This window comes from Roseovarius tolerans (genome assembly GCF_900109855.1).
GTDB classification, from domain to species: domain Bacteria; phylum Pseudomonadota; class Alphaproteobacteria; order Rhodobacterales; family Rhodobacteraceae; genus Roseovarius; species Roseovarius tolerans.
Window position 1 is genome coordinate 19,947 of sequence record NZ_FOBO01000025.1, and the last position, 21,685, is coordinate 41,631.

Annotated in this window: 18 protein-coding genes; 9 read left to right on the forward strand and 9 right to left on the reverse strand. The window is 61.7% G+C overall.

From position 1 onward, the window contains the following. The first annotated feature begins 51 nt into the window (after window positions 1-51). The 4 genes from BMX04_RS17590 (at window position 52) to BMX04_RS17605 (ending at window position 6,224) form a co-directional block, all read left to right on the forward strand. Complete coding sequence (locus BMX04_RS17590; protein WP_074788177.1) at window positions 52-378, forward strand: hypothetical protein; 327 nt, start codon at window positions 52-54, stop codon at window positions 376-378. A gap of 85 nt (window positions 379-463) precedes the next feature. Beyond that, complete coding sequence (locus BMX04_RS17595; RefSeq protein ID WP_074788178.1) at window positions 464-2,650, forward strand: efflux RND transporter periplasmic adaptor subunit; 2,187 nt, start codon at window positions 464-466, stop codon at window positions 2,648-2,650. Then, window positions 2,647-5,826 (forward strand): efflux RND transporter permease subunit, encoded by a 3,180-nt coding sequence (locus BMX04_RS17600; protein WP_074788179.1) that lies wholly within the window; start codon window positions 2,647-2,649, stop codon window positions 5,824-5,826. Before BMX04_RS17595 ends, BMX04_RS17600 begins: the two co-directional genes overlap by 4 nt. 32 nt (window positions 5,827-5,858) lie before the next feature. Beyond that, window positions 5,859-6,224: a copper-binding protein gene (locus BMX04_RS17605; RefSeq protein ID WP_074788180.1), complete on the forward strand. Its 366-nt coding sequence runs from the start codon at window positions 5,859-5,861 to the stop codon at window positions 6,222-6,224. A 374-nt stretch (window positions 6,225-6,598) separates the two neighbouring features. Here the strand turns inward: BMX04_RS17605 and BMX04_RS17610 are convergent, their stop codons facing one another. The 5 genes from BMX04_RS17610 to BMX04_RS17630 form a co-directional block, all read right to left on the reverse strand. After that, window positions 6,599-7,210: an ABC-type transport auxiliary lipoprotein family protein gene (locus BMX04_RS17610; protein WP_074788194.1), complete on the reverse strand. Its 612-nt coding sequence runs from the start codon at window positions 7,208-7,210 to the stop codon at window positions 6,599-6,601. A 4-nt stretch (window positions 7,211-7,214) separates the two neighbouring features. After that, window positions 7,215-8,930 carry an MlaD family protein gene (locus tag BMX04_RS17615; RefSeq protein WP_074788181.1) on the reverse strand — a complete coding sequence of 572 codons (1,716 nt, stop codon included), beginning with the start codon at window positions 8,928-8,930 and terminating at the stop codon, window positions 7,215-7,217. Further along, a complete protein-coding gene (locus BMX04_RS17620; RefSeq protein ID WP_074788182.1) occupies window positions 8,930-9,718 on the reverse strand; it encodes an ABC transporter ATP-binding protein in 789 nt (262 codons plus the stop codon). The genes BMX04_RS17615 and BMX04_RS17620 overlap by 1 nt, the downstream gene beginning before the upstream one ends. After that, window positions 9,718-10,866 (reverse strand): ABC transporter permease, encoded by a 1,149-nt coding sequence (locus BMX04_RS17625; RefSeq protein WP_083398229.1) that lies wholly within the window; start codon window positions 10,864-10,866, stop codon window positions 9,718-9,720. Before BMX04_RS17625 ends, BMX04_RS17620 begins: the two co-directional genes overlap by 1 nt. A 569-nt stretch (window positions 10,867-11,435) precedes the next feature. Continuing rightward, entirely contained in the window at window positions 11,436-12,389 is a 954-nt protein-coding gene (locus tag BMX04_RS17630) for a magnesium transporter CorA family protein (RefSeq protein WP_074788183.1), read from the reverse strand. A gap of 249 nt (window positions 12,390-12,638) precedes the next feature. On the opposite strand from BMX04_RS17630, the gene BMX04_RS19870 reads away from it, so the two are divergent. After that, complete coding sequence (locus BMX04_RS19870) at window positions 12,639-12,887, forward strand: hypothetical protein (protein ID WP_420876416.1); 249 nt, start codon at window positions 12,639-12,641, stop codon at window positions 12,885-12,887. Beyond that, window positions 12,854-13,462, forward strand: a complete 609-nt coding sequence (locus tag BMX04_RS17640) for a calcium:cation antiporter (RefSeq protein ID WP_074788185.1) — start codon at window positions 12,854-12,856, stop codon at window positions 13,460-13,462. The genes BMX04_RS19870 and BMX04_RS17640 overlap by 34 nt, the downstream gene beginning before the upstream one ends. Window positions 13,463-13,510: 48 nt before the next feature. On the opposite strand, the gene BMX04_RS17645 is transcribed toward BMX04_RS17640, so the two are convergent. After that, window positions 13,511-14,758: a mechanosensitive ion channel domain-containing protein gene (locus BMX04_RS17645; RefSeq protein WP_244888582.1), complete on the reverse strand. Its 1,248-nt coding sequence runs from the start codon at window positions 14,756-14,758 to the stop codon at window positions 13,511-13,513. Between the two features lie 529 nt (window positions 14,759-15,287). On the opposite strand from BMX04_RS17645, the gene BMX04_RS17650 reads away from it, so the two are divergent. The 3 genes from BMX04_RS17650 (at window position 15,288) to BMX04_RS17660 (ending at window position 18,374) form a co-directional block, all read left to right on the forward strand. Next, window positions 15,288-16,763, forward strand: coding sequence for a metal-dependent hydrolase family protein (locus BMX04_RS17650; protein ID WP_244888583.1), 1,476 nt, complete (start codon window positions 15,288-15,290; stop codon window positions 16,761-16,763). Further along, window positions 16,763-17,524: a hypothetical protein gene (locus tag BMX04_RS17655; RefSeq protein WP_074788188.1), complete on the forward strand. Its 762-nt coding sequence runs from the start codon at window positions 16,763-16,765 to the stop codon at window positions 17,522-17,524. The genes BMX04_RS17650 and BMX04_RS17655 overlap by 1 nt, the downstream gene beginning before the upstream one ends. Window positions 17,525-18,086: 562 nt before the next feature. Then, window positions 18,087-18,374 carry a hypothetical protein gene (locus BMX04_RS17660; protein ID WP_074788189.1) on the forward strand — a complete coding sequence of 96 codons (288 nt, stop codon included), beginning with the start codon at window positions 18,087-18,089 and terminating at the stop codon, window positions 18,372-18,374. Between the two features lie 207 nt (window positions 18,375-18,581). Here the strand turns inward: BMX04_RS17660 and BMX04_RS17665 are convergent, their stop codons facing one another. The 3 genes from BMX04_RS17665 to BMX04_RS17675 all read right to left on the reverse strand — a co-directional run bounded on the left by BMX04_RS17665 (window position 18,582) and on the right by BMX04_RS17675 (window position 21,539). Then, window positions 18,582-20,075 (reverse strand): pyridoxal phosphate-dependent decarboxylase family protein, encoded by a 1,494-nt coding sequence (locus BMX04_RS17665; protein ID WP_244888584.1) that lies wholly within the window; start codon window positions 20,073-20,075, stop codon window positions 18,582-18,584. A 65-nt stretch (window positions 20,076-20,140) separates the two neighbouring features. Next, a complete protein-coding gene (locus BMX04_RS17670) occupies window positions 20,141-20,425 on the reverse strand; it encodes a nickel-binding protein (RefSeq protein WP_074788190.1) in 285 nt (94 codons plus the stop codon). A gap of 28 nt (window positions 20,426-20,453) precedes the next feature. Then, window positions 20,454-21,539 (reverse strand): PLP-dependent cysteine synthase family protein, encoded by a 1,086-nt coding sequence (locus BMX04_RS17675; protein WP_074788191.1) that lies wholly within the window; start codon window positions 21,537-21,539, stop codon window positions 20,454-20,456. Window positions 21,540-21,685: the final 146 nt, after the last annotated feature.

Here is a 21,685-nt window from a genome sequence, read left to right on the forward strand (position 1 = left end):
GTATTTTCGCAGCTCATGAGACAGCTTCGGTCTGCCCTCTCACGGCTCCTTATGGTCTGGCTCGTGGCGACGTTCGTCACGGCCTCAGTGGGCGTGGGCGCCTCTGGCGCTGCGACGTCGAGCGACATGCCGCACGAGACCGCTCACGCAGAGATGCCGATGGACGAAGACTGTCCGACCGAGGCCGAAGCGGGGATGCACGGGCAAAAGGGCCATGAGGCCTGCGCGATGACCGTGTGCTGTTTCTCCGAAGGCCCCGATTTGTCTGCGCTATCGCCGGATTTCGAGGTTATGCCGACCCTCTATCAGCCTCTCGCCGAGCGCCGCCTGACCCAGTCAGAGCCAGAGCGCGCCAAGAAACCCCCGAAACACACCTGATCTCTCCCATTCGGTCCGGGTCCTCTGACCCGGGTGTTTGCAATGCCGTGGCGCGACCATGGCAGTCAAAAAGACAGGTAATCTCATGCGTGGACGATACGCCGCGCTGGCGATCATGGCGCTTGGCGCCGGAGTTGCCGGTGGCATTTGGTACGAACGCGACCGGCTGGCTCAGTCGATGGAGGCGGGCAGCAACGGGCCCGAGATCCTTTACTGGGTCGCGCCGATGGACACGAACTTCCGCAAGGACGGCCCCGGCAAGTCGCCGATGGGCATGGACCTTGTCCCGGTCTACGAGGGTCAGAAACCCTCGGGCGATCCCGAAGAGGTGACGCTTTCGCCCGCCGAGGTGAACACCATCGGGGTGCGCAGCGCCGTGGCGCGCGTCGAGGAGATCTCGCGCCGGATCGATACGGTGGGCTTCGTCGATTACGACGAGCACGCCACCAGCCATATCCACACCCGCGTGGATGGCTGGATCGAGCGGCTGGAGGTGCGCGCGGTGGGCGACGAGGTAGCCGAGGGCGATCTGCTGTTCGATCTCTACGCGCCCGAGATCACCATTGCCAGTTCCGAGTTGCAGCGCGCGACGCGCTCGGGCAATGCCGCCAATATCTCCATCGCCCGCACGAAGCTGATGAATTTCGGCGTCGATGCGCGACAGATCGAAGAGATGGCCCAGGCCGTGAGCCCCTCGCAACGCATCCGCTTTTACGCGCCGCAGGATGGTGTGGTCTTTGCGCTGGCGGCGGCGGACGGCATGTTCCTCAATCCGCAGACGCGGGCGATGTCGCTGGCCGATACGTCCTCGGTCTGGCTGATCGTCGACGTGTTCGAGCGGGACATGGGGCGGCTCTCGTCCAACATGCGCGCCGAGGCGCGGTTCGATCATCTGCCGGGACGGGTCTTTGCCGGCGAGATCGACTATATCTTCCCCGAACTCGACACCGAAACGCGCACGCTTCGGGTGCGGCTGCGGTTCGACAACGAGGACGGGCTCCTGCGGCCCAACATGTTCGCCAATGTCTCGCTGATCCCGGCGGAGGCTCAAGAGGCGCTGACCGTGCCATCCGAGGCGGTGATCCGCACTGGCCGGGCCGAGCGCGTGATCCTCAAGCAGGCCGATGACACGTTCCGCCCCCGGCTGGTGACGACCGGGCTGCGCGGCGGGTTCGGCGCGGGCGGACGCACCGAGATCGTGCAGGGCCTGGCACCTGGCGACGAGGTAGTGGCCTCGGCCCAGTTCCTGATCGACAGCGAAAGCGCGCTCAATGCGGGCATGATGCGCTTTGCCCCAACTGATGCCGAGCCGGCGATGGGCAAGGGCGTTCTGGCCTCGCTCGACAGTGATAGGCGGCTGGCGCGGATTGGACATGAGCCGATCGAGGCCCTTGGCTGGCCCGCAATGGAAACACGCTTTGCCATTCGCTCGGATGTGTATCTGGAGGACCTGGCTGAGGGCGACGAGGTGGAGTTCACCGCCGTGCGCGGCGCGGACGGCCTGATCGCGCTCACGGAGCTTGGCCGTGATGATGGCGTCGATGCCACGGGCACCGGCATGGTTCACGCGGTCACGCCCGAGGGCAAGCTGACCGTCAGCCACGAGCCCATCCCGGCGCTCGGCTGGCCGGCGATGAAGATGGACCTGGATGTGGCCGGGGTGGACACGGATTCGGTGCCGCTCGACACGCCCGTGACCTTCGACCTGGCCTCGGACGAGAACGGCATGTTCGCCATCGTCGCCGTACGGGCCGAGGGCGAGATGAAGATGGCCGAGGCTGAGGACATGGCGGAAGAGGCACCTTCCACCCCGCCGATCACCGTTGAGGGGCGCATCGAAGCAGTTGATCCAGAGGCGCGGACCGCCACAATTGACCATGGCCCGATCAAGGAGATCGGGATGCCGGGCATGACGATGGACTTTGCACTGTCCGATGCGGTTGATCCTGCGGACCTGCCGACAGGGCAGGACCTGAGCCTGACCTTTCTGCGGCCTGACGGCATGGCCATGGTGCTGGATGCGGTTGAGGCGACGCCAGAACCGATGACCGTCACCGGCACGATCAACAGTATCGACGCCGAGGCGGGAACCGCCAACATCACCCATGGCCCCATTCAGGCCATCGGCATGCCCAGCATGACCATGGACTTCGCGCTTGCCGGCGCACTGGACGCGAGTAGCCTGCCGGTCGGTCAGGAAACCGGCCTGCTTCTCTTACAGGGGGCCGACATGTCCTTGTCACTCGCCGGCACCGTGGAGTTGGGCCAATGATCCCCGCCATCATCCGCTGGTCAATCGCCAACCGCTTCCTCGTCATCGTGCTGGCGCTTTTCCTTGGGGCCGCCGGCGCCTGGTCGCTGCGCTCCACGCCGGTTGACGCCATCCCTGATCTGTCGGACGTGCAGGTCATCATCAAGACTCCCTATGCGGGCCAAGCGCCGCAGGTGGTTGAGGATCAGTTGACGTACCCGATCACCACCGCGATGCTGTCCGTACCCGGCGCGGTCGATGTGCGCGGCTTTTCGTTTTTCGGTGATAGCTATGTTTATGTCGTCTTCGAGGACGGCACCGATCTTTATTGGGCGCGCTCGCGGGTGCTGGAATATCTCGCGCAGGTGCAGTCTCGTCTGCCCGATGGTGTGAACCCGGAGCTTGGTCCGGATGCCACCGGGGTGGGCTGGATCTATCAATACGTGCTGGTCGACCGCACCGGCGGGCATGACCTTTCGCAGCTCCGCACCCTGCAGGACTGGTTCCTGAAATTCGAACTGCAAACCATCGAGGGCGTTTCCGAGGTCGCCACGATCGGCGGCATGGTCAAGCAGTACCAGGTAGTCGTCGACCCCAACAAGCTGCGCGCCTTTGATATCCCGCTGGCCAAGCTCAGCGCCGCCATTGGCGCGGCCAACCGCGAAACCGGCGGCAGCGTGATCGAGATGGCCGAGGCCGAATATATGGTGCGAGCCACCGGCTATGTGGACAGTATCGAGGATCTGGCTGAGATCCCGCTGATGGTGAACGACCGGGGCGCAGCGCTGACCCTTGGGGATGTGGCCGAAATCCGGCTGGGCCCGCAGATGCGGCGCGGCGTGGGCGAGTTCAACGGCGAGGGCGATGCGGTGGGCGCGGTGATCGTCATGCGCTGGGGCGAGAACGCTCTGGCGACGATCAATGCTGTCGAGGAGAAGCTCGAAGAACTGCGCGGCTCGCTCCCCGAGGGAGTCGAGATCGTCACCACCTACGACCGCTCCGGCGTGATCGAGCGGGCAATCGACAACCTGCAGAAAAAGCTGACTGAGGAATTCATCGTCGTCGTGCTGGTCTGCGGCGCGTTCCTTCTGCACCTGCGCTCGTCGCTGGTGATCGTGCTCTTTTTGCCCTTGGGCGTGCTCGCGGCCTTTGCCGTGATGCGGCTGCAAGGTGTCAATGCCAACATCATGTCGTTGGGGGGCATCGCCATTGCCATCGGTGCGATGGTCGACGCCGCCGTGGTGATGATCGAGGCGATGCACCGCAAGATGGAGGGCAAACGCCTGTCCGCCGAGGAGCGATGGCAGGCCGCGCGCGATGCGGCGGCAGAGGTGGGTCCGGCGCTTTTCTACTCATTGGCGATCATCACGGTCAGCTTTCTGCCCGTCTTCGTGCTGGAGGCGCAGGAAGGTCGGCTCTTTAAGCCGCTGGCCTTCACCAAGACCTACGCAATGGCCGCCGCCGCGATCCTGTCGATCACGCTGGTCCCGGTACTGATGGGCTATTTCGTGCGCGGGAAGATCGTGGCTGAGCGGCGCAACCCGCTCAACGTCCTGTGTCAGTGGATCTACCGGCCCTTCCTCGATGCCGCGGTCGCGTGGCCCTGGGCGACGGTCCTGCTTGCTGCAGCATTGGTGGTGTCGATGGCGCATCCGCTACAGCGGCTCGGAACTGAGTTCATGCCGGAGCTGAACGAGGGAGATTTCCTGTATATGCCGTCGCTTTACCCCGGCGTGTCCATCGGCAAGGCGCGAGAGGTGCTGCAACAGACCAACCGGATGATCAAGCAGGTGCCAGAGGTCGAGACCGTGCATGGCAAGCTGGGCCGCGCCGACACCGCGACCGACCCCGCACCACTGACGATGATCGAAACGACCATTCAGCTGAAGGACCGCGAGGATTGGCGCCCCGGCGTCACCATGGACGACATCCGCAATGAGCTCGACGCCCGCGTGCAAGTGCCCGGTGTCACGAATGTCTGGATCCAGCCGATCAAGAACCGGATCGACATGCTGGCCACGGGCATCAAGACGCCCGTGGGCGTCAAGGTGTCCGGCGCCGATCTGAACGTGATCGAAGAGATCGCAGTCGCCGTGGAAAAGGCGGTGTCGGACATTCCTGGTACGGCCTCGGCCTATGCCGAGCGGCCCGTCGGCGGGCGATTCATCGAGATCGACATCGACCGCGCGGCGGCGGCGCGCTATGCTCTGTCGATCGAGGATGTGCAACAGGTCGTGCAGACGGCCATCGGCGGGCAGAACATCGCGGAATCGGTCGAAGGGCTTGAGCGCTTTCCGATCAACCTGCGCTATCCGCGCGACTGGCGCGACAGCCCGGATCGGTTGGCCGATCTGCCGATGGTCACGCCCTCGGGAGCGCACATTCCGCTGGGGGCGGTGGCCGAGGTGAAACTCGTGGATGGCCCCGGCATGATCCGCTCGGAAAACGCGCGACGCACGGGTTTCGTCTTCATCGACATCGCCGGGCGCGACCTGGGCAGTTACGTGGCCGAGGCGCAGCAGGTGGTCGCCGAAGAGGTCGAGTTGCCGCCCGGCTATTCCATCGCCTGGTCGGGACAGTACGAGTATATTGAGCGCGTGCAAGAGAGGCTTGGCCTCGTGGCGCCCGCCACCCTGCTCATCATAACGCTGATGCTGTTTTTGGCCTTCAACCGCGTCACCGAGGTGGCGATCATCTTGCTGGCGCTGCCCGTGGCGTTGGCCGGCGGTGTATGGCTGATCTTCACGTTGGGTTATGCCGTGTCGGTTGCCGTGCTGGTGGGCTTTATCGCGCTGGCGGGCGTGGCGGTGGAGACGGCCATCGTGATGCTGCTCTATCTCAATCTGGCCTGGGACCGGCGCGTGTTGGTCGCCAAGGAGCAGGATCGCGAGGTGAATCGCGAGGATATCGAAACCGCCGTTTTCGAGGGCGCGCTTCTGCGGCTTCGGCCCAAGCTGATGACAGTCGCCACGATCTTCGCCGGCCTCATCCCGATCATGTATGGCAACGCCACCGGGTCCGAGGTGATGCAGCGCATCGCGGCCCCGATGATCGGCGGCATGGCGACGGCAACGATTCTGACGCTCTTCGTGATCCCGGCGATCTTCGTCATCTGGAAACGCTTCTCACTCGGGCGGGTCAACCGCCAGATGCTGCAGCCCGTCCGCCCCTTCCACTCACCCCAGCCCGGCGAATGATCGGGCTATGTTCACGCAGAAGGAGACTGAATATGCGTAAATTCCTACTTTCCCTGACCGTCGCCACGGCTGTCCCGGCGTTTGTCCTGGCCAGCGACGACACCATGGGGCACGACATGTCCTCACATGGCGATATGTCGTCTCACGACGATATGGGCAGTCACGAAGGCATGGCGGGCGTCCATGCCGAAGCGACCGTCAACAGCATCTCTGACGGCATGGCCAATATCAGCCATGGCCCCATCACCGAGATCGGCTGGCCCGCAATGACGATGGACCTGCCCATGATGGAGGGTGCCGAGGTCGAGGGTGTCGAACCCGGCGACGAGGTCATGATGATGTTGGAGAAGGGCGAGGACGGCATGTACGCCATCCGCGCGCTTTCGCCGAAAGAGTAAGGCGGACCCGCCGTGGAGCGCGCGCCCTTTACCGAAGAAGTTGGGCGCGCTCGATCCTCTACAATCGTGTGTACGTCGAAAAGCGGACACTGGGACCGAGTGCGGCGAATGATCTCTTTCCGCCGTGACTGCCGAGCCGTTAAGAACGGCCCATTACAGCCATTGACCATGCCTTCCCAATGCTGCGGTGCGGCCCGTCGAAGCGGCCACTCGTGCATTGCGCAGCATTTCAGCGACTAAAACGTCGGTCAGCGGACCTTCCTACCGTTCGCTGCACATGCGATCCTATGAGGCAACGATGTCAAGGACGGGACATTGAGAACGGCGCAGATTGCAGAGCTTTCCAGATTGATCTGCTTCGAGGGGCCTGCCTTTCAGCCCTTGGCGGCCCATGTCGCCATCTGCGGCAACAGCGTGTCAAGGATCGCCTGAAACGCCGCCACGATAGCGGCTGGGGTGTCATTCCCCGCGGTGACCTCGTTTTGGAAAGCCGCCGTCTTGATCACGCTTTGATCGCTGTCGCGCAACAAGGTCAGACTGACGTCGATCTTGGCGATCAAGGCCGCGTTGTTGACCTCCACCTGAAACGCGTCGATACGCGACAAGAGTGCCAGATCGGGCATTGGCCCCGCCTCGCTCGGCCCGACATATCCCATCTGGCCTGTTCCCGCGATCGAGCGGACCAGCAGCGATTGCACCAGAGCGGGCAATTCATCGGACCAGCGCGCATCGGGAAGGTAGGTCACCGCAGCGGCGCTTGGTTTGACCATGATCCGGTCGGTTGCGATCGAAGCGGGCGCATTGGGCAATGCCACCAGCAACGTGACGCCCGATCTGCGGCCGGCGCCAGATCCCGCGGCGGGCGAGAGATCATAGGTGTCCAGGGGCGTTGCCGCCTCGTTGATGGAGGACAGCGCGCTGCAACCACCGAGGCTGGCAGCGGCGCCCAGGATCATGGCGCGGCGGGTAAGGGTCATGATCTGCATCTTCTCATCTCCGGTATTCAGGCACGCGGTCATCCAGAAGGAAACGTGCAGGATCTCTTTCAATGCGGCGCACCAGCGTTTCGAGGGATTGGACCAATGTGCGCGCCTCGGCGCTGAGGCGTCCCAACTCGTTCAGGCCATTTGCGGTAAAATTGCGTATGCCCGGTGCGGCGTCGGCGACCGTCGTCTGAACCTGTGCGACGACGTCATCCGTGCGGCTGATCAACGCGCGCAGATCGGTGGAAATCTGTGGCAGATCGTCCGATATCTGGTTGGCCGCGCCGCCGATCTGATCTGTTGCCGCGCGAATATCGGACAGCACCGGACCCAGATCGGCCGAGATCACCTCTTCGGCACCGTCGAACGCTTTTTCCGCCGAGCTCAGCATGCGGTCCGCCGCAACCAGCGAGCGGTCGATGCTGGCAAGCGTGATGTTGGCCCGCTCAAACCAACCCGTGGCTGCGTTGACGGCCGTGCGCGTGTCGTCCGCCAAGGGCGTCAGGCCTTCGGTGAAATCAGTGAGATCGCGCGCGGCATTATCCACCGCGACCGAGGCAGAAGAGACCGCACTGCGGATATCCTCGACCACAGCCGGCACATCCTGATCAATGACCGCCTCGATCTTGGAGATCGCGCTTTGCGCGCTTGCCAGAACCTCGCGCGCATCCGACACCATGAGCGTGCCATCGCCCGCAACCAGCGAGCTGACGCTGTTGGACGCATTCGTTACGGACGTAAAGGAGGTGCTGGCATCCGACAGCGTCTGCTCCAATTCCTGCAACCGCGCGTTCAGAAGGGCCGCCGTCTGATCGAACTCGTCAAGCGTGGTGACCGACCGCTCGGAGATATCAGCAACCGCCTGGTCAAGCGTACCCACCGTTTGCGATATCTGCGCGGCGATCTGCGGCACCTGATCGCGCATGAGCGTCTCAGCCTCCGCGAAGGCGGCGCCCGCGCTGTCGATCGCTGTGCCGGTCGTGTCGATGGTCGCCTTGGCCGAGTCGAACGCACCGCTGGCCGAGGCCAGCGTCTCGTCCACGTTGCCAAGCGTCGTCTCGGCTGCCGCACCCAGCGTGTCGAGACGTTCGCTGAATCCGGCGATCTGCTGGGTCGCATCGGCCACGGTCTTGGTAATCTCGGAAAAATCGGTCAGCGCCTGATCCAGCCCGCCGGAAGCGTTGCTGAGATTGTTGAGAATGTTCTGCACATAGGCCTGGTTTTCCGGCCCCGCGATCTGCTGAAACTGTCTCAGGAGGTTCGTTGCCTCGGTGATCAGGTCGGGCGCATCCTCGATCATCTGCTGCACGGTCGAGCGGCGCGACGGGATGATGGGCGGCATATCATTCTCGGAGGTCAGTGGCGGCGCATCGGAGCTTTTGTTGGTCAGCGAGATATAGGCAACCCCCGTCACGCCCGACGAACTAAGCTGCGCGACGGTATCCTCGCGCACTGGCGTGGTCGCATCCACCTCGATCCCGACATAGACCTTGGTGGGGTCCGGATCGTGTATCCGCACATCGATCACCCGGCCCACATTGATCCCGTTAAAAACCACGTCGCCCGACGAATCCAGCCCCGATACATCCTCGAAAAGGATACCGTAATAGGCATATTGCCGATCGAGCTGGACACTGGATAGCCATACGGCAAATACGAGGCTGCCGATGATGCCGAGCAGCGTGAAGGCGCCGATCAGGATGTAATTTGCGCGGGTTTCCATCACGGCACCTTTTCATCTTGTTCGGTTTTCAGGGCTGCCCGGGCGCGGGGGCCGTGGAAATACTCGTGGACCCAAGGGTGATCCACCTCCATCAGTTCGGCCATTGTGCCGACCGCCAGCACCTTCTTCTCGGCCAGCACGGCGATACGGTCGCAGATTGCGTGCAGAGAGTCCAAATCATGCGTCACCAGAAACACGGTCAGCCCCAACGTCGTCTGCAATTTCCGGATGAGCGTGTCGAAGGCGGCCGCGCCGATCGGGTCGAGCCCCGCCGTTGGCTCGTCCAGAAACACGATCTCGGGATCGAGCGCAATAGCCCGCGCAAACCCCGCCCGCTTGCGCATGCCGCCCGAAAGCTCGGATGGGAACTTGCTGTGCGCGACCTCTTCCAGCCCGACCATGCGCACCTTGATCCCGGCCAAGGTCTCGCGCAGCGCGTTGGGTAGGTCCAGTTGCTCCCGCATCGGGGCCTCGACATTCTGGCGCACGGTCAGGGACGAAAAAAGCGCACCGTCCTGGAACATGACGCCCCAGCGGCGGCGCAACTGCTTGTATTGCTCGGGCGGCGTGCCCTGAACGCTCTGCCCGAACACCTCGATACTGCCACTGTCGGGCTTCAGCAGGCCAACGATCTGCTGAAGCAGAACCGATTTGCCTGTACCCGAGCCACCGACGATTCCGATGATCTCGCCCCGGCGCACATCAAGGTCCAGACCCTTATGCACCAGATGGCTGCCAAAGCCCTTGGTGAGGCCGCGCACTTTTATGATCGGTTCTGCGTCGCTCATCAAATTCCTATCAGCGCAAAAACGACCGAGAAAATGGCATCCGCTACGATCACCATGAAGATCGACAGCACAACCGAGGTCGATGTCAGCCGCCCCAGCGACTCGGCGTTGCCGCCCACCTTCAGCCCTTCATAGCAGCCTATGATGCCGATGATCATTGCAAAGAAGGGTGCCTTGATCATGCCCACCAGAAAGTGCCAGACATCCGTGTTGCTGACCAGCCGAGCCTGAAAGACGGCAGGTGACACGCCCAGTTCGATCCAGGACATCATGGCACCGCCCACCAGTCCCGCCAGGTCCGAGATCAATCCCAAGACCGGCAGTATCAGGATCAGCGCCAGCACCCGTGGCACCACCAGGATATCAATGGGATCGAGGCCGATCGTGCGCATCGCATCGACCTCCTCGCGCATCTTCATCGATCCGATAGCGGCTGTGTAGGCCGAGCCCGAGCGCCCCGCGACGATGATGGCAGTCAGCAGGATGCCCAATTCACGCAGCACCGAAATGGCAATGAGATCGACGACGAATACCTCGGCCCCGAACTGTCGAAGTTGGACCGAGCCCTGAAAGGCCAGCACGACGCCAATCAGGAAGGACATCAGCGCGACGATTGGAATGGCGTTCCACCCAACCTCCTGCATGTGATGCACCAGCGAGGTCAGCCGCAGGCGGCGCGGGTGGATTACCATGCTGCCCAGCGCCGCGATGACCTGACCCAGAAAGCTGGTCAATTCGACGGCAATCCGCGCACCGGCAGCCGTCTTGCGACCCAGCGCCTCGACCCGGTCCGCCAGCGACACACGCGTCGCGGATCCTGTATCCTCGAGCGGCATGTTTCGGCGCACCACCTCGATCAGCTGTTGCTGCATGTCGTCGGCGCCAAGGATCGGCACATCGTCCTTGCCGTCGGTCATGCGCCTTTGCGCATCGACGACATACCACGCGCCGGCGGTATCCATTTGGCTGACCTGCGCGATATCGATAGCCTCCGCGCCGTGGCTGTCCTGCGCCAGGGTCGCGACCGTGTCGATCAACAGACGCCCTGACAGAACCAGGCGCCCGTCTTCGAGCTTGGCGATGGCGGCGACATCTGCCCCTTGGCGACGGAACTGGTCGCGAGATGTATCCTCGCCTTGCTGAACCATTGCTTGCCTCTACCTCGTCTGGACGTGTCTGCCGACGTCACCGGCTGCCGCCATGCGCCTGGGAAGGCCAAGAGGCGTCGACCCCGCGCCGGGACCATGTTCGCAAAGAATGAGCGAAGCCGCCAACCCAAAGTAATAATCTTTATTTCACTCAAACCTCGAGATGCTGAAAGAAGCACGAATGGCGGCAATGCGAACGCGCCGGCGCGGTGTCGCGCGAAGGATGAACAATAGCCAAGGGGCCGTTAGTGACCCAGCAACTTCGCTGCAGGCGCAAACCCGAAGTTGCGGCTTGCGGTCGAAGTGGCCTCACTGCCGACCTCGGTGCAGGCTCGGAGGCACTTCTCCATCGGTTGAAGAATGGCTGCTCATTGACCTATGACACAAGCTCTTCGCAACCGCAGAGAAAGTCCGGTTTCCGCCCTGATTGACTGGCGACATCGCCCACGCTCACGGCCCAAAGCGGAAGTTCGTTGGGGACTCTTCCGCTGCGAAGCAGCGCTGCTAAGGAGACATTGCCTCACGCCGCACCTTGCCAGAGCCCGGAACCAAGTTTCATGCCCCCAGTCTCAGAGCCATCCGCGACGCTTAAAGAAGGCATATGGCAAGGTCGCCGACACGATCATGAGGCCGATCGCGAAGGGATATCCCAGCATCCAACCCAGTTCGGGCATATGCTCGAAGTTCATCCCGTAGATCGAGGCGATCAATGTCGGCGGCAGGAAAATGACTGCCGCCACCGAAAAGATCTTGATGATCGCGTTCTGCTCGATGTTGATCATGCCCAAGGTTGCATCGAGCAGGAAAGTGACCTTCTGAGACAGGAACCCGGCGTGGTCCAGCAGGGACCGAATGTCCCGCGACAGGGTCTTCACGCGGTCGCGAAGCTCCTTCGTGCTCTTCCGCTGCACTGTCACTTGCCCCAGAAAACTGGCGAGCCGTTCCAGCGTCAGAAGGCTGTCGCGAATATTGGAAGTCAGATCGCCTTTTCGACCGATTTCCTCGAGTGTCTTTGGATTATCACGTGATTGTTCCTTGGAGGGACGGAATATGCGGCGCGAGATGACATCAATTTCCCGCGCCGCGCGTTCGAGTATGTCAGCGAGCCGGTCCACGATTGCTTCGATCAACGCGACGAGAACGCTCTCCGCATCGGGCATTTCAGCCCCCGTGCGCTCGGCGTGTGGCGGAAATGACACGAAAGCCCGCGGCTCGTGATACCGGACGGTCACAAGGACTTCAGGGGTCAGAACGAAACTCACTGGAGCCATCGCAGGGTCGTCGCCATCCGCATGCGCCGGCAAGACCGCGGTCATATAGGCGCCGACACCTTCAAGGTAGAGACGCGACGATATTTCGATTTCTTCCATCTCCTCGCGGGTCGGGATTTCGAGCCCGAGCAGCGCCTCGACAGCCTTCTCCTCTTCCCTCTCGGGGTTCAGGAGGTCAAGCCATAGGGCGTTCGAAATGTCCTCGTTCGGGCCGGAGAGTTGCCCACCGGTATTCGCAAAGCTTCGAATCATTTCTGAATCCCTTGTCCATTCCGTTAAATAGTCTGGAGCCTGCGCGTCGGCACTCTTGGTTGGAGGCCATGAAATACCGCGGTCCGAAAAGCCAGACCAGCGCCTGGCACACGGGCACCTGAAAGACCCGCAGATGCATATCTTACGCGATCCTTACGCCTGATGCCGCCCTTCCATATAGCCGCCTTACACCCTGTCATCGCACATATTACTGTCTGACGTCAGCACTCGTGGGATAGAATTGAGGCAATCCTCTCGGCCCCCGAGGGCGAGAGCACGATCGCTCGCGACAAGGTCTTTGCTGCCACCATGATCGTGCTCAACGGAATTGTCGGTCTGTGTCTTCTTGTCGGCGGGGCCCAATATCATCGGCAGACAGTTCAGCCCCACAGTGCGATCGCGGCCCTTGGTGTTCTGGGAACTCTCGCAGTCCTTGCTCTATTCTCCCGAACTACACAAAGGCCGTGCCCGGACCACTCTACGCACCCGCCCAACTGATCTTCGTCGCACTGGTTTCACTGGCGCTTTACGGCTTTTTCTTGCATGCCCAAACGGTTCTCCACCGCGATGACTATCAGGATCTTGCCGACGCCGGGACGCAACACGAACCGATCGCGTGTCGGGACTTTCTTGTTGCCCTCTTCCTTCTACCGCTGGCGCTGATTGCGGTCGTGCTTCTCGCAGAGATGTTATCGGTTCCCGTCGAGGGGGCCATCGGCCAGGCAGGGCTTCCAGAGGCGCTCGTCGGTGTCGCGATCGCGCTTATCATCCTGATGCCGGAGGGCTTGGCCTCCTTGGGTGCCGCACGGGAGAACCGGCTTCAAACAAGCGTCAATCTCGCCCTGGGCTCCGCCCTCGCAAGCCTTTGTCTGACCATTCCGACCGTTGCAATCCTTTCACTGGCACTGGGGCAGGACCTGGTTCTCGGCCTCGATGCCGAGCATATCGTGCTATTGGTGTTGAGCCTGTTCATGGCCACGCTGTCTCTGGCCAACGGTAGAACCACCTCACTGCAGGGCGGCATTCATCTGGTAATCTTCGGCGCCTTCCTGACGCTCTCTGCAATCCCTTGACGCACTGAATTGCAAGGCCCAAGCATACCCCGGTCAAGATCGTGATCTTCACTCCTTTGGGGCCTCGGTGGCAAGAAGGTCGTGGGTTTGCGGCTCCTGCCGTTCGGCCTCCACGAGGCGTTCGAGGTCCCGCTCCTCCCGGTTCGAGAGCTCCGGCAGCGTAGCTTCGTCGAGATCGGACGTCGCGGCCAAATGTTGTGCAGCCTCAGCATCTCTTCCGGGATCGACAGTAATGACGCGGCTGAGTGGAGGCGGCACGGTGGCGTTCCTCGCAGCCACTTCTGCGCGCAGGATCCGGATCGCCTCGCCGCGTGAAAGGTCCCAGTTGGTCTGGCGCAGATCAATCCAACCGGCGAAGCCAAGCCGAACTCTATCACCCGCGTCTTCCTGCAACCAGACAAGCGGGGCAGGTTCGGAAAGAACAAAGGGCAGCGCGGCGAGCTTCGCCTGCAACGCGTCCCGCAGCCCTGCCAGTTCCGCGCCGGGATCAACGTCAAGCGAGAAGGAAAAGCGGCGCTCAGGATTGCGCGAGAAGTTCACAAGCCGGGACTTGAAAACCGTGGCGTTCGGCACTCGGACAAGATTACCTTCTGGCGAAATGAGGATCGTCGCTCGCGACGTCAGCCGGACCACTTTGCCCACGTCACCATCTATCCCGATCGTATCGAAGGGACTGAAAGGTTGTCGGATAGAAAGCATGACGGAAGCGATGAAGTTCTCCACCGTGTCACGGACCGCGAAGCCGATCGCAAGCCCGATAATACCGGCTGCCCCAAGGATGGAGCCGAGCAGGGCCGTGGCACCGAGGATGTCGAGTGCGGCCACGATGCCCAGGATCGCAAAGACGAGGCGGACGAGTTGGGCGTATATGCTTGCAATGAAGGCGTTGGGTGCGAGTGACCGCCAGACGCTGGTTATCCGCCCAATCGCCGCGCCCAACAGATAAACGAGGATGAAGACGACCACAGCGACGGTGAGGAGCGGCAGATAGGATACCGTTTGCCAAAGCCGGTTGACGAAGCGGCCCCGTATCGGTGCGAGCCGCTCGGCAAGATCGGTCGAAGCGGCGACACGGTCGTTCACCGCCACCACGCCGTCAATGCGCCTTACGATCTGCTCGAGCCTAAGAACTGCGGCTTCGTCCACTGCCGAGCCGGAGAGCGTGACTACGCCAGCATCAACTTCTACGTCGACGGCCTCATAGCCGTCCAGCGCAGCCAACGCGGCCCGGATCCGGCCGACGATGGCCGCGTCCTTCTCCGCGCCGAACTCGAGTTCAATTGTGGTGTCCGGCAAGTCTACGTTGCCGGAAATCGGTTGGGCAAGAGCTATGTTGTTCGTGAGAGCAATCAGCACGATAAAGGCAGCGAACGAAGAAAAAATTGTGCGCAGAATAATCTCTATCCCGAAACGTTTCCTTCGGGAGCATAATGCATCAGCCGCACGTTACAAGTTGCCTTTGAGATTTGGGTGCGTGCCTATCACGACGGCTTTTTGACGCTCGACGTCATCCATCCTAAGGCAGTCGGGAGCTAATTCCGACGCGGCAGTTGTGTCGCGTCGTTCGTGCAGCCCGCCTTGAATCCAAGGTCGCAATGCGCCTTGAGACGTGCCGTGTCCGAGAAACTCATGACCCATTGCGACAATGGCTTTCAGATGGGCTGCTCCAACGGCCTCAAGTGAGGCTGAGTCGAACCGGCGCCGGATCGGTCAAAGAACGTTCCCGAAGGCCATTTCCTGATATTATACACCCATTCTGGTTGCCTATAACTTCAAGCAACCTAAACTACTTTACAATGAATATTCGGCTGGGCCGAAAACAGTTTTGGAGGCCTACCTTATGTGTTTGTCATGCGTTGAAAGCATAGAGGCCGGCATCGAGCCGATAAATCCATGCCTGTGCGGGGCGCCCGAAACACAGTCCGCCATGCAGCGAATAGAGGCCGACATTTCGCGGCGCAGGATGCTGGGCGGCATGTCGGCTGTTGTGGGTATGTTCGCCGGGTTTGGGCTGGCCCCTACCGATCTTCGGGCGCAGACCCCGGGCCGGGCGACCTTGCTGACGAACCTGCGCTATTTTGATGGCACCACGCCTGAAATGCAGACAGGCCGCGACATTCTTGTCGAGGCGGACCGCATTGTCGCCATGCCAGCCACCGGGACGGGACCCGAGGACGCCGATGTCATCGACTGCGGCGGACGCGCCGTTACGCCGGGGCTTATAGATTGCCACTGGCATGCCACCTTGGTCGGCATCAGTCAGGTCGCAGCGCTTACGCAGGATATCGGCTGGGTCCACCTCATGGCGGGCCGAGAGGCAGGCGCCACGCTCATGCGTGGTTTCACCACCGTGCGCGACACTGGCGGGCCGGTCTTCGGCCTGAAGATGGCGGTGGATCAGGGGGCTGTGACCGGACCGCGCATCTTTCCGTCCGGAGCCATGTTGTCGCAAACCTCGGGCCATGGTGACTTTCGCATGACGACCGCTTTGCCAAAATCATCAGGCGATCCGTTGGACTATACAGAACGCTCGGGCGTCGCGGCCATCGCGGACGGGCGAACCGAAGTGTTGCGCCGGACCCGCGAACAGCTGATGCGCGGTGCGAGCCAGATCAAGATCATGGCCGGTGGCGGCGTCGCCTCGCCGTACGACCCGCTGGATACCGCTCAATACACGTTGGACGAGATGCGCGCAGCTGTCGAGGCCGCAGCCGACTGGGGCACTTATGTCTGCGCGCATGTCTACACGCCCACCGGTATCATGCGCTGTCTCGAGGCCGGTGTCCGGTCCATCGAGCATGGACAGCTGGCCGATGAAGCGACCATCAAGGCCATGGCCAAGGCTGATGCTTGGTGGAGCATTCAGCCGTTCCTTGCCGACGAGGACGCGAACCAATATTCCGATCCCAGAAGCCGCGCCAAACAGCAACAAGTCGCCCAAGGCACCGTTCGAGCCTTCGAAGCAGGGCGCGCCGAAGGCGTGAACATGGCCTTTGGTACGGATGTCCTTTTCAACCCGACCGGTGCGGCCACGCAGGGCCGCCAGCTTGGCAAGCTGGGGCGCTTCATGTCGACCTTCGATGCTTTGCGCATGGCCACTGGCGATGCGGGCCGACTGCTTGAGATGTCGGGCGAGCGGTCCCCCTACCCCGGCAAGCTCGGTGTTATCGCAGAGGGTGCGCTCGCTGATGTACTCGTCTGGGACGGTGACCCGGCCTCCAATCTGGACTTCCTCGCCGATCCCGAAACGAATTTGCGCCTTGTCATGAAGGGTGGGCGCGTCTTCAAGGAGACGCTGTGATGCTTTTCGAGCGCCTTGCGAGAATCCGTTCAATTGCCGCTGCGGGGCTGCTATGCGCCGCGACGTGCTTGGCATCCTCCGGGGTACAGGCGGGGCCGCGCGACTGGTCCGGGCAAGTCACCTTGTATGGATGGGGCGCGGGCGTTTTGGGAGATTTCAGGCCGTTGCCGGGTGCGCCGCGGCTGTCTTTCGACAATTCCTTTTCCGATGTGCTCGAAGATCTTGACGCGGCCTTCTTCATGACGACGCTCGCGCGTCGGGGCGATCTCGTCCTGTTCAGCGATCTGACGTATTCCTCCTCGTCACGAAGCGGGCGCGTGCCACCCGGCATCGCGGCCTCGGGCAAGTTGACTATGCGCTCGGCAACATTGGCGGCAGGCAAGCGCGTCCAGGCCGGACCACAGACCACGCTTGACCTACTTGGTGGCGCCCGGTTTTGGAGCATTGACGGATTGGTGTCTGTCCCGCTCGTAGGGGTGAGTGTCGCGCGGAAGGCCAATTTTGCCGATCCCATCCTCGCGCTGCGGACAAACACGCAGCTATCGCCGCGCTGGTCCCTGCTGGCGTATCTCGATGCAGGCGGTTTTGGCGTTGGTTCCGATTTAACATGGCAGGCTGCGGTGACTGCGAATTACAAGGTCAGCGATCAAGTCTACCTCTCGGTGGGATGGCGTCATCTGTATGTCGATTACAGCGACAACGGGGCCGATTTTGACGGGAGCATGACCGGCCCCCTGATCGGAGCGACCCTTCGCTTTTGAAAATCGTCGCTGGCCGCTCTTCGGCGCTGGCCTCAACAAAGGTTGACGTTCTGTATTATGCGAACGCCGAACACGGAAGAAGGTTGGTTTCCAGTGCACGGATTTCGCATTGTCGTGGCCGCGGCCCTGCTGGCGCAGGTGACTGGCCATTCTGCCGCCCAATCCATAGCTCCATAAATCGGCCCGCATGGGGCCCTTGCCCCGGCGACTTACACTGGCAAACGTGAGTCCCGCGCGTGGCATCTCGACCTGTGGCCGGAACAGGCTTTTCATTTGCGGCGCACATCCAGTGAAGGCGCGGCGACGGACCACGCTGGCCGTTGGTTCGCTGATAGCGAAACGGGCGCTCTCGTGCTGAACACCAGAGACACCGACATCGTGCTTACCTTCAGCGACCGACGTTGCGGTGCAGCTTTCGCAATTCTTCTTTTCGTAACCCGTGCAGCGTTCAATCGATTTCGATCTAAATTTTCTGAGCCGGTTGGTCGCCATGTGCTAAGGTGCATATGGCGGGCTGCTTGCGGCGGATTGATACCCAAAGAGAAGCTTGAGGAGATAGACGATGTTTGCACGCGTGACGAAGTACAAGATGAAGCCTGGATCACAGGATACCGCGACCGTGTTGCTGAACCGGTTGAAGGACTCGATCATGGGCATGAACGGCATGCACAACTTCGTCAACGTGATGAACGAGGACGGCAGTGGCTACGTGATTTCGGTGGTTGAGAGCGAAGAGACATCAGATGCGAACGCGGAACAGGTGCAGGCACTATGGGGCCAGTTCGCAGAGCACCTGGAAGGCCCACCTACGGCCGAGGGCTACGACGTCATCGCCAACTGGGTGAACTGAGGTCAAAGGCTCGCTCGGCGGGATTATCCCGCCGACCTGTGAGACGTTACTGCACGGAGCCGGACAGAATACCCTCACCCAACTGCGGGTCATTCAGAGCTTCGGCCCAAACTTGCCATGCATTCCGCGCTTTGACGCCGCGGTGCGGCCTCTCCAAACCGGTCATTGATCAAAGGCGCAGCAACTCGGTTGAGCCGCTGCGTCGCTTCAGTCGGTTCTTGCATCATCCGAAGCGCCGGCCAGGGTCATTTTTGCACCGATCCGGAGCACCTCTTGCACCAAGAGATCAACATCTTCGTCCTTTGTGCGGTGGTTGCATATTGCGACGCGCAGGCAGTGTCGGCCGCGGATCGTGGTGTCGGTGATGACCGCGATACCGCTTTCCTGGATACGCAGCATGATTTCGGTGTTGTGGGCGCGCAGGTCGGCTTCGCCCATGACGCCGGGCGCGTGGCGGAAACAAACAACGCTGGTTGCAGTTGGCGCCATAAGCTCCAGCTCCGGCGCGGCATCAATCAGCGCCGTCAGGTGACAGGCCTGCGCAATGTTGCGGTCGAGGATGTGCCCGAAGGTCTCCATCCCGTGATGGCGCAGCATCATCCAGACCTTGAGCGCGCGGAAACCACGCGTCGTTTCGAGGCCGTAGTCGTGCAGGAACTCGGCCGCTGCCAGACCACGGGTCGCCACCTGCAGGTACTCGGCGTTCTCTGCGAAGGTCGCGCGGTGCACCTTTTGGTCGCGCAGCAAAGCGCATCCGACGTCGAAGGGCGCGTGCAGCCCTTTGTGCAAGTCAAGGGCGAGCGAGTCCGCCCTTTCGATCCCAGCAACCAGATGCCGGTTCGATGGTGCGATCGAGAACATCGCCCCGATACAGCCATCCACATGCAGCCAGATACCCTGGTCGCGGCACAGGTCCGCTATCTCGGGCAGTGGGTCGATCGAGCCTGTGTTGGTTGTGCCGGCCGTGGCGATCACGCAAGCGGGGCGCACACCTTGGCTGCGGTCGGTCCGGATTGCTGCGCGCAGCGCATCAAGGTCCATGCGAAACGCGTCGTCTGTAGCAATTCGAGTCAGCGCGGTACCACCCACCCCCAAAAGGTTCATCGCCTTCATGTGACAGGAATGCACCTGGTCCGAGGCATAAAATCGCAGCGGCGCGCCAATATCGGCGACACTCTGATGATGCAGATCCACGTCGGCCATCGCATTTCGCGCCGCCGTCAGTCCAACTATATTTGCCATTGATCCGCCGTTGACCAGCGTGCCGCTCGCACCCTCGGGAAATCCCATCATCTGACGCAGCCAGTCCGTGACCTGATGGTCCACCTGATTGGCGCCGGTATCGCCCCCGCCAAGATTCGAGCCGTCAATGGCGGCAAGAAAGTCCGCCAGCGCGCCCGTAAGGCAGCCCGCCCCCATGTACCACGCCCAGAAACGGGGGTGGATGTTGCCCATAGCATGGGGGTAGAGCTTGTTTTTCACGTCGGCATAGACCGCTTCCATAGGGGCGGGGTCTGCAGGCGGCGGGCTATGAAACTCTGCCTTCATTGCATCCGGCATCGGTTGCCAGACCGGCTCGTCGCGCAGGCCTTGCAGGCGCGAGATGGCATCGTCCACCATGACATGCGCCAACCTGCGCATGTCCTCCCAGTCGGCTGGATCAAGACTGCCTTCCGTATCGATCCGCGTATCTTGAGCCATACTTTGCTCTCCGTTCTATCGGAAACTGGACCTGCCTCCCCCAGCAGGTCCAGTTTCGAAGTCTCTCAGGCAGGGTCGGGCCGCACGACCACAGTTGCGCCAATAGGCAGGATGTCGTCGCCCGGCATGCCGACGCAGCGCGCGTGTTCCCGCAAGGCGTCCTCGTCCACCGCTTCGTAGATGCATGCCGTCCCGAGCCGTCCGTCGCGCTCCTTGATCACGTAGGAGCGGATCCAGCGTACCTTGTCCGGCATATCTTCGTTGCCGATGCGGGCCGAGGTTTCGGCGGTCTTTTCAAGCTCTGATTCATCTGCCCAAGCACTGGGACGGCGTATCATGTAGAGGTCCATGAGTCTTCTCCTTGGGTTGCCAAAGTATCTACTCGGCCGCCATACGGTAGCCGGGCGTCGAGTCGGACAGGGCGCGTTCTTCGTCATCCATGTCCTCGGGGATGTCCGCGAAGAGCGGGGTCGACAGATAGCGCTCTCCCGTGTCGGGCAGCATGGCGAGGATCACCGCGCCCTTTTCCGCCCGTTCCGCCATCTGCATGGCAATGGCGAAACTGGACCCGCCTGAGATCCCGGTCAGGATACCTTCTTGCGCTGCGAGCTTCTTCGCCCAGGCGACACCGTCCGCCCCAGTGACAGGGATCAGTTCGTCATAGCCGCCATTGTCCAGTGCTTCCTGCAGCACCAACGGGATGAAGTCGGGTGTCCAGCCCTGGATCGGATGCGGCTCAAAGGCAGGGTGACTGCCTGCGGGTGAACCGTCGCCGCCGCGCTCCTGCGCGACACCGCTGGCGATCATTGCGGCATTTGCCGGTTCACTTAGGATGATCTTGGTCTCAGGACGTTCCTTGCGCAGAACACGTGCCAACCCCGCAACCGTGCCGCCTGTACCGAAGCCAGTTACGACATAATCCAGCCTGTCGTCCTTAAAATCATTTATGATTTCTCGCGCCGTGGTCGCCTCGTGGATGTCGGCGTTGGCGTCGGTCTCGAACTGGCGGGCCAGGAACCATCCGTGCTTCTCAGCCAACTCGGCAGCTTTGCGATACATGCCTGTACCTTTCTCGGCACGCGGCGTCAGCACCACCCTCGCCCCCAGAATCCGCATCAGCCGCCGCCGCTCGACCGAGAAACTGTCGGCCATGGTCACTACCAGGGGATAGCCTTTTTGGGCACAGACCATGGCCAAGCCGATGCCGGTGTTGCCGCTGGTCGCCTCGACCACGGTCTGACCCGGTTTCAACGTGCCTGCGCGTTCCGCCGCCTCGATGATGTTCAGCGCCAGTCGATCCTTGATAGACGCCGCAGGATTGAAAAACTCGGCCTTGACGTAAACCCGTACACCTTCTGGTGCCAAGTTGTTGATACGGATAACGGGCGTGTCGCCGACAGTGTCGAGCACTGACCCAAACAGGCGTCCCCTTCCTTGCGTCGTACGGATGTTCTTGGCGGTCATTGCAATCTCCCTTTTTTCCTTAATTCGTTTCCCATTGCTCGATCTTGACTCGGTTTGATCTTGAAACGCTTGATGCAGATCTGAAGATTTCGTGTAGAAACGCGTAAAACTGGGCTATGCTGTATCATGGCTTGGCTTTTCGGTGA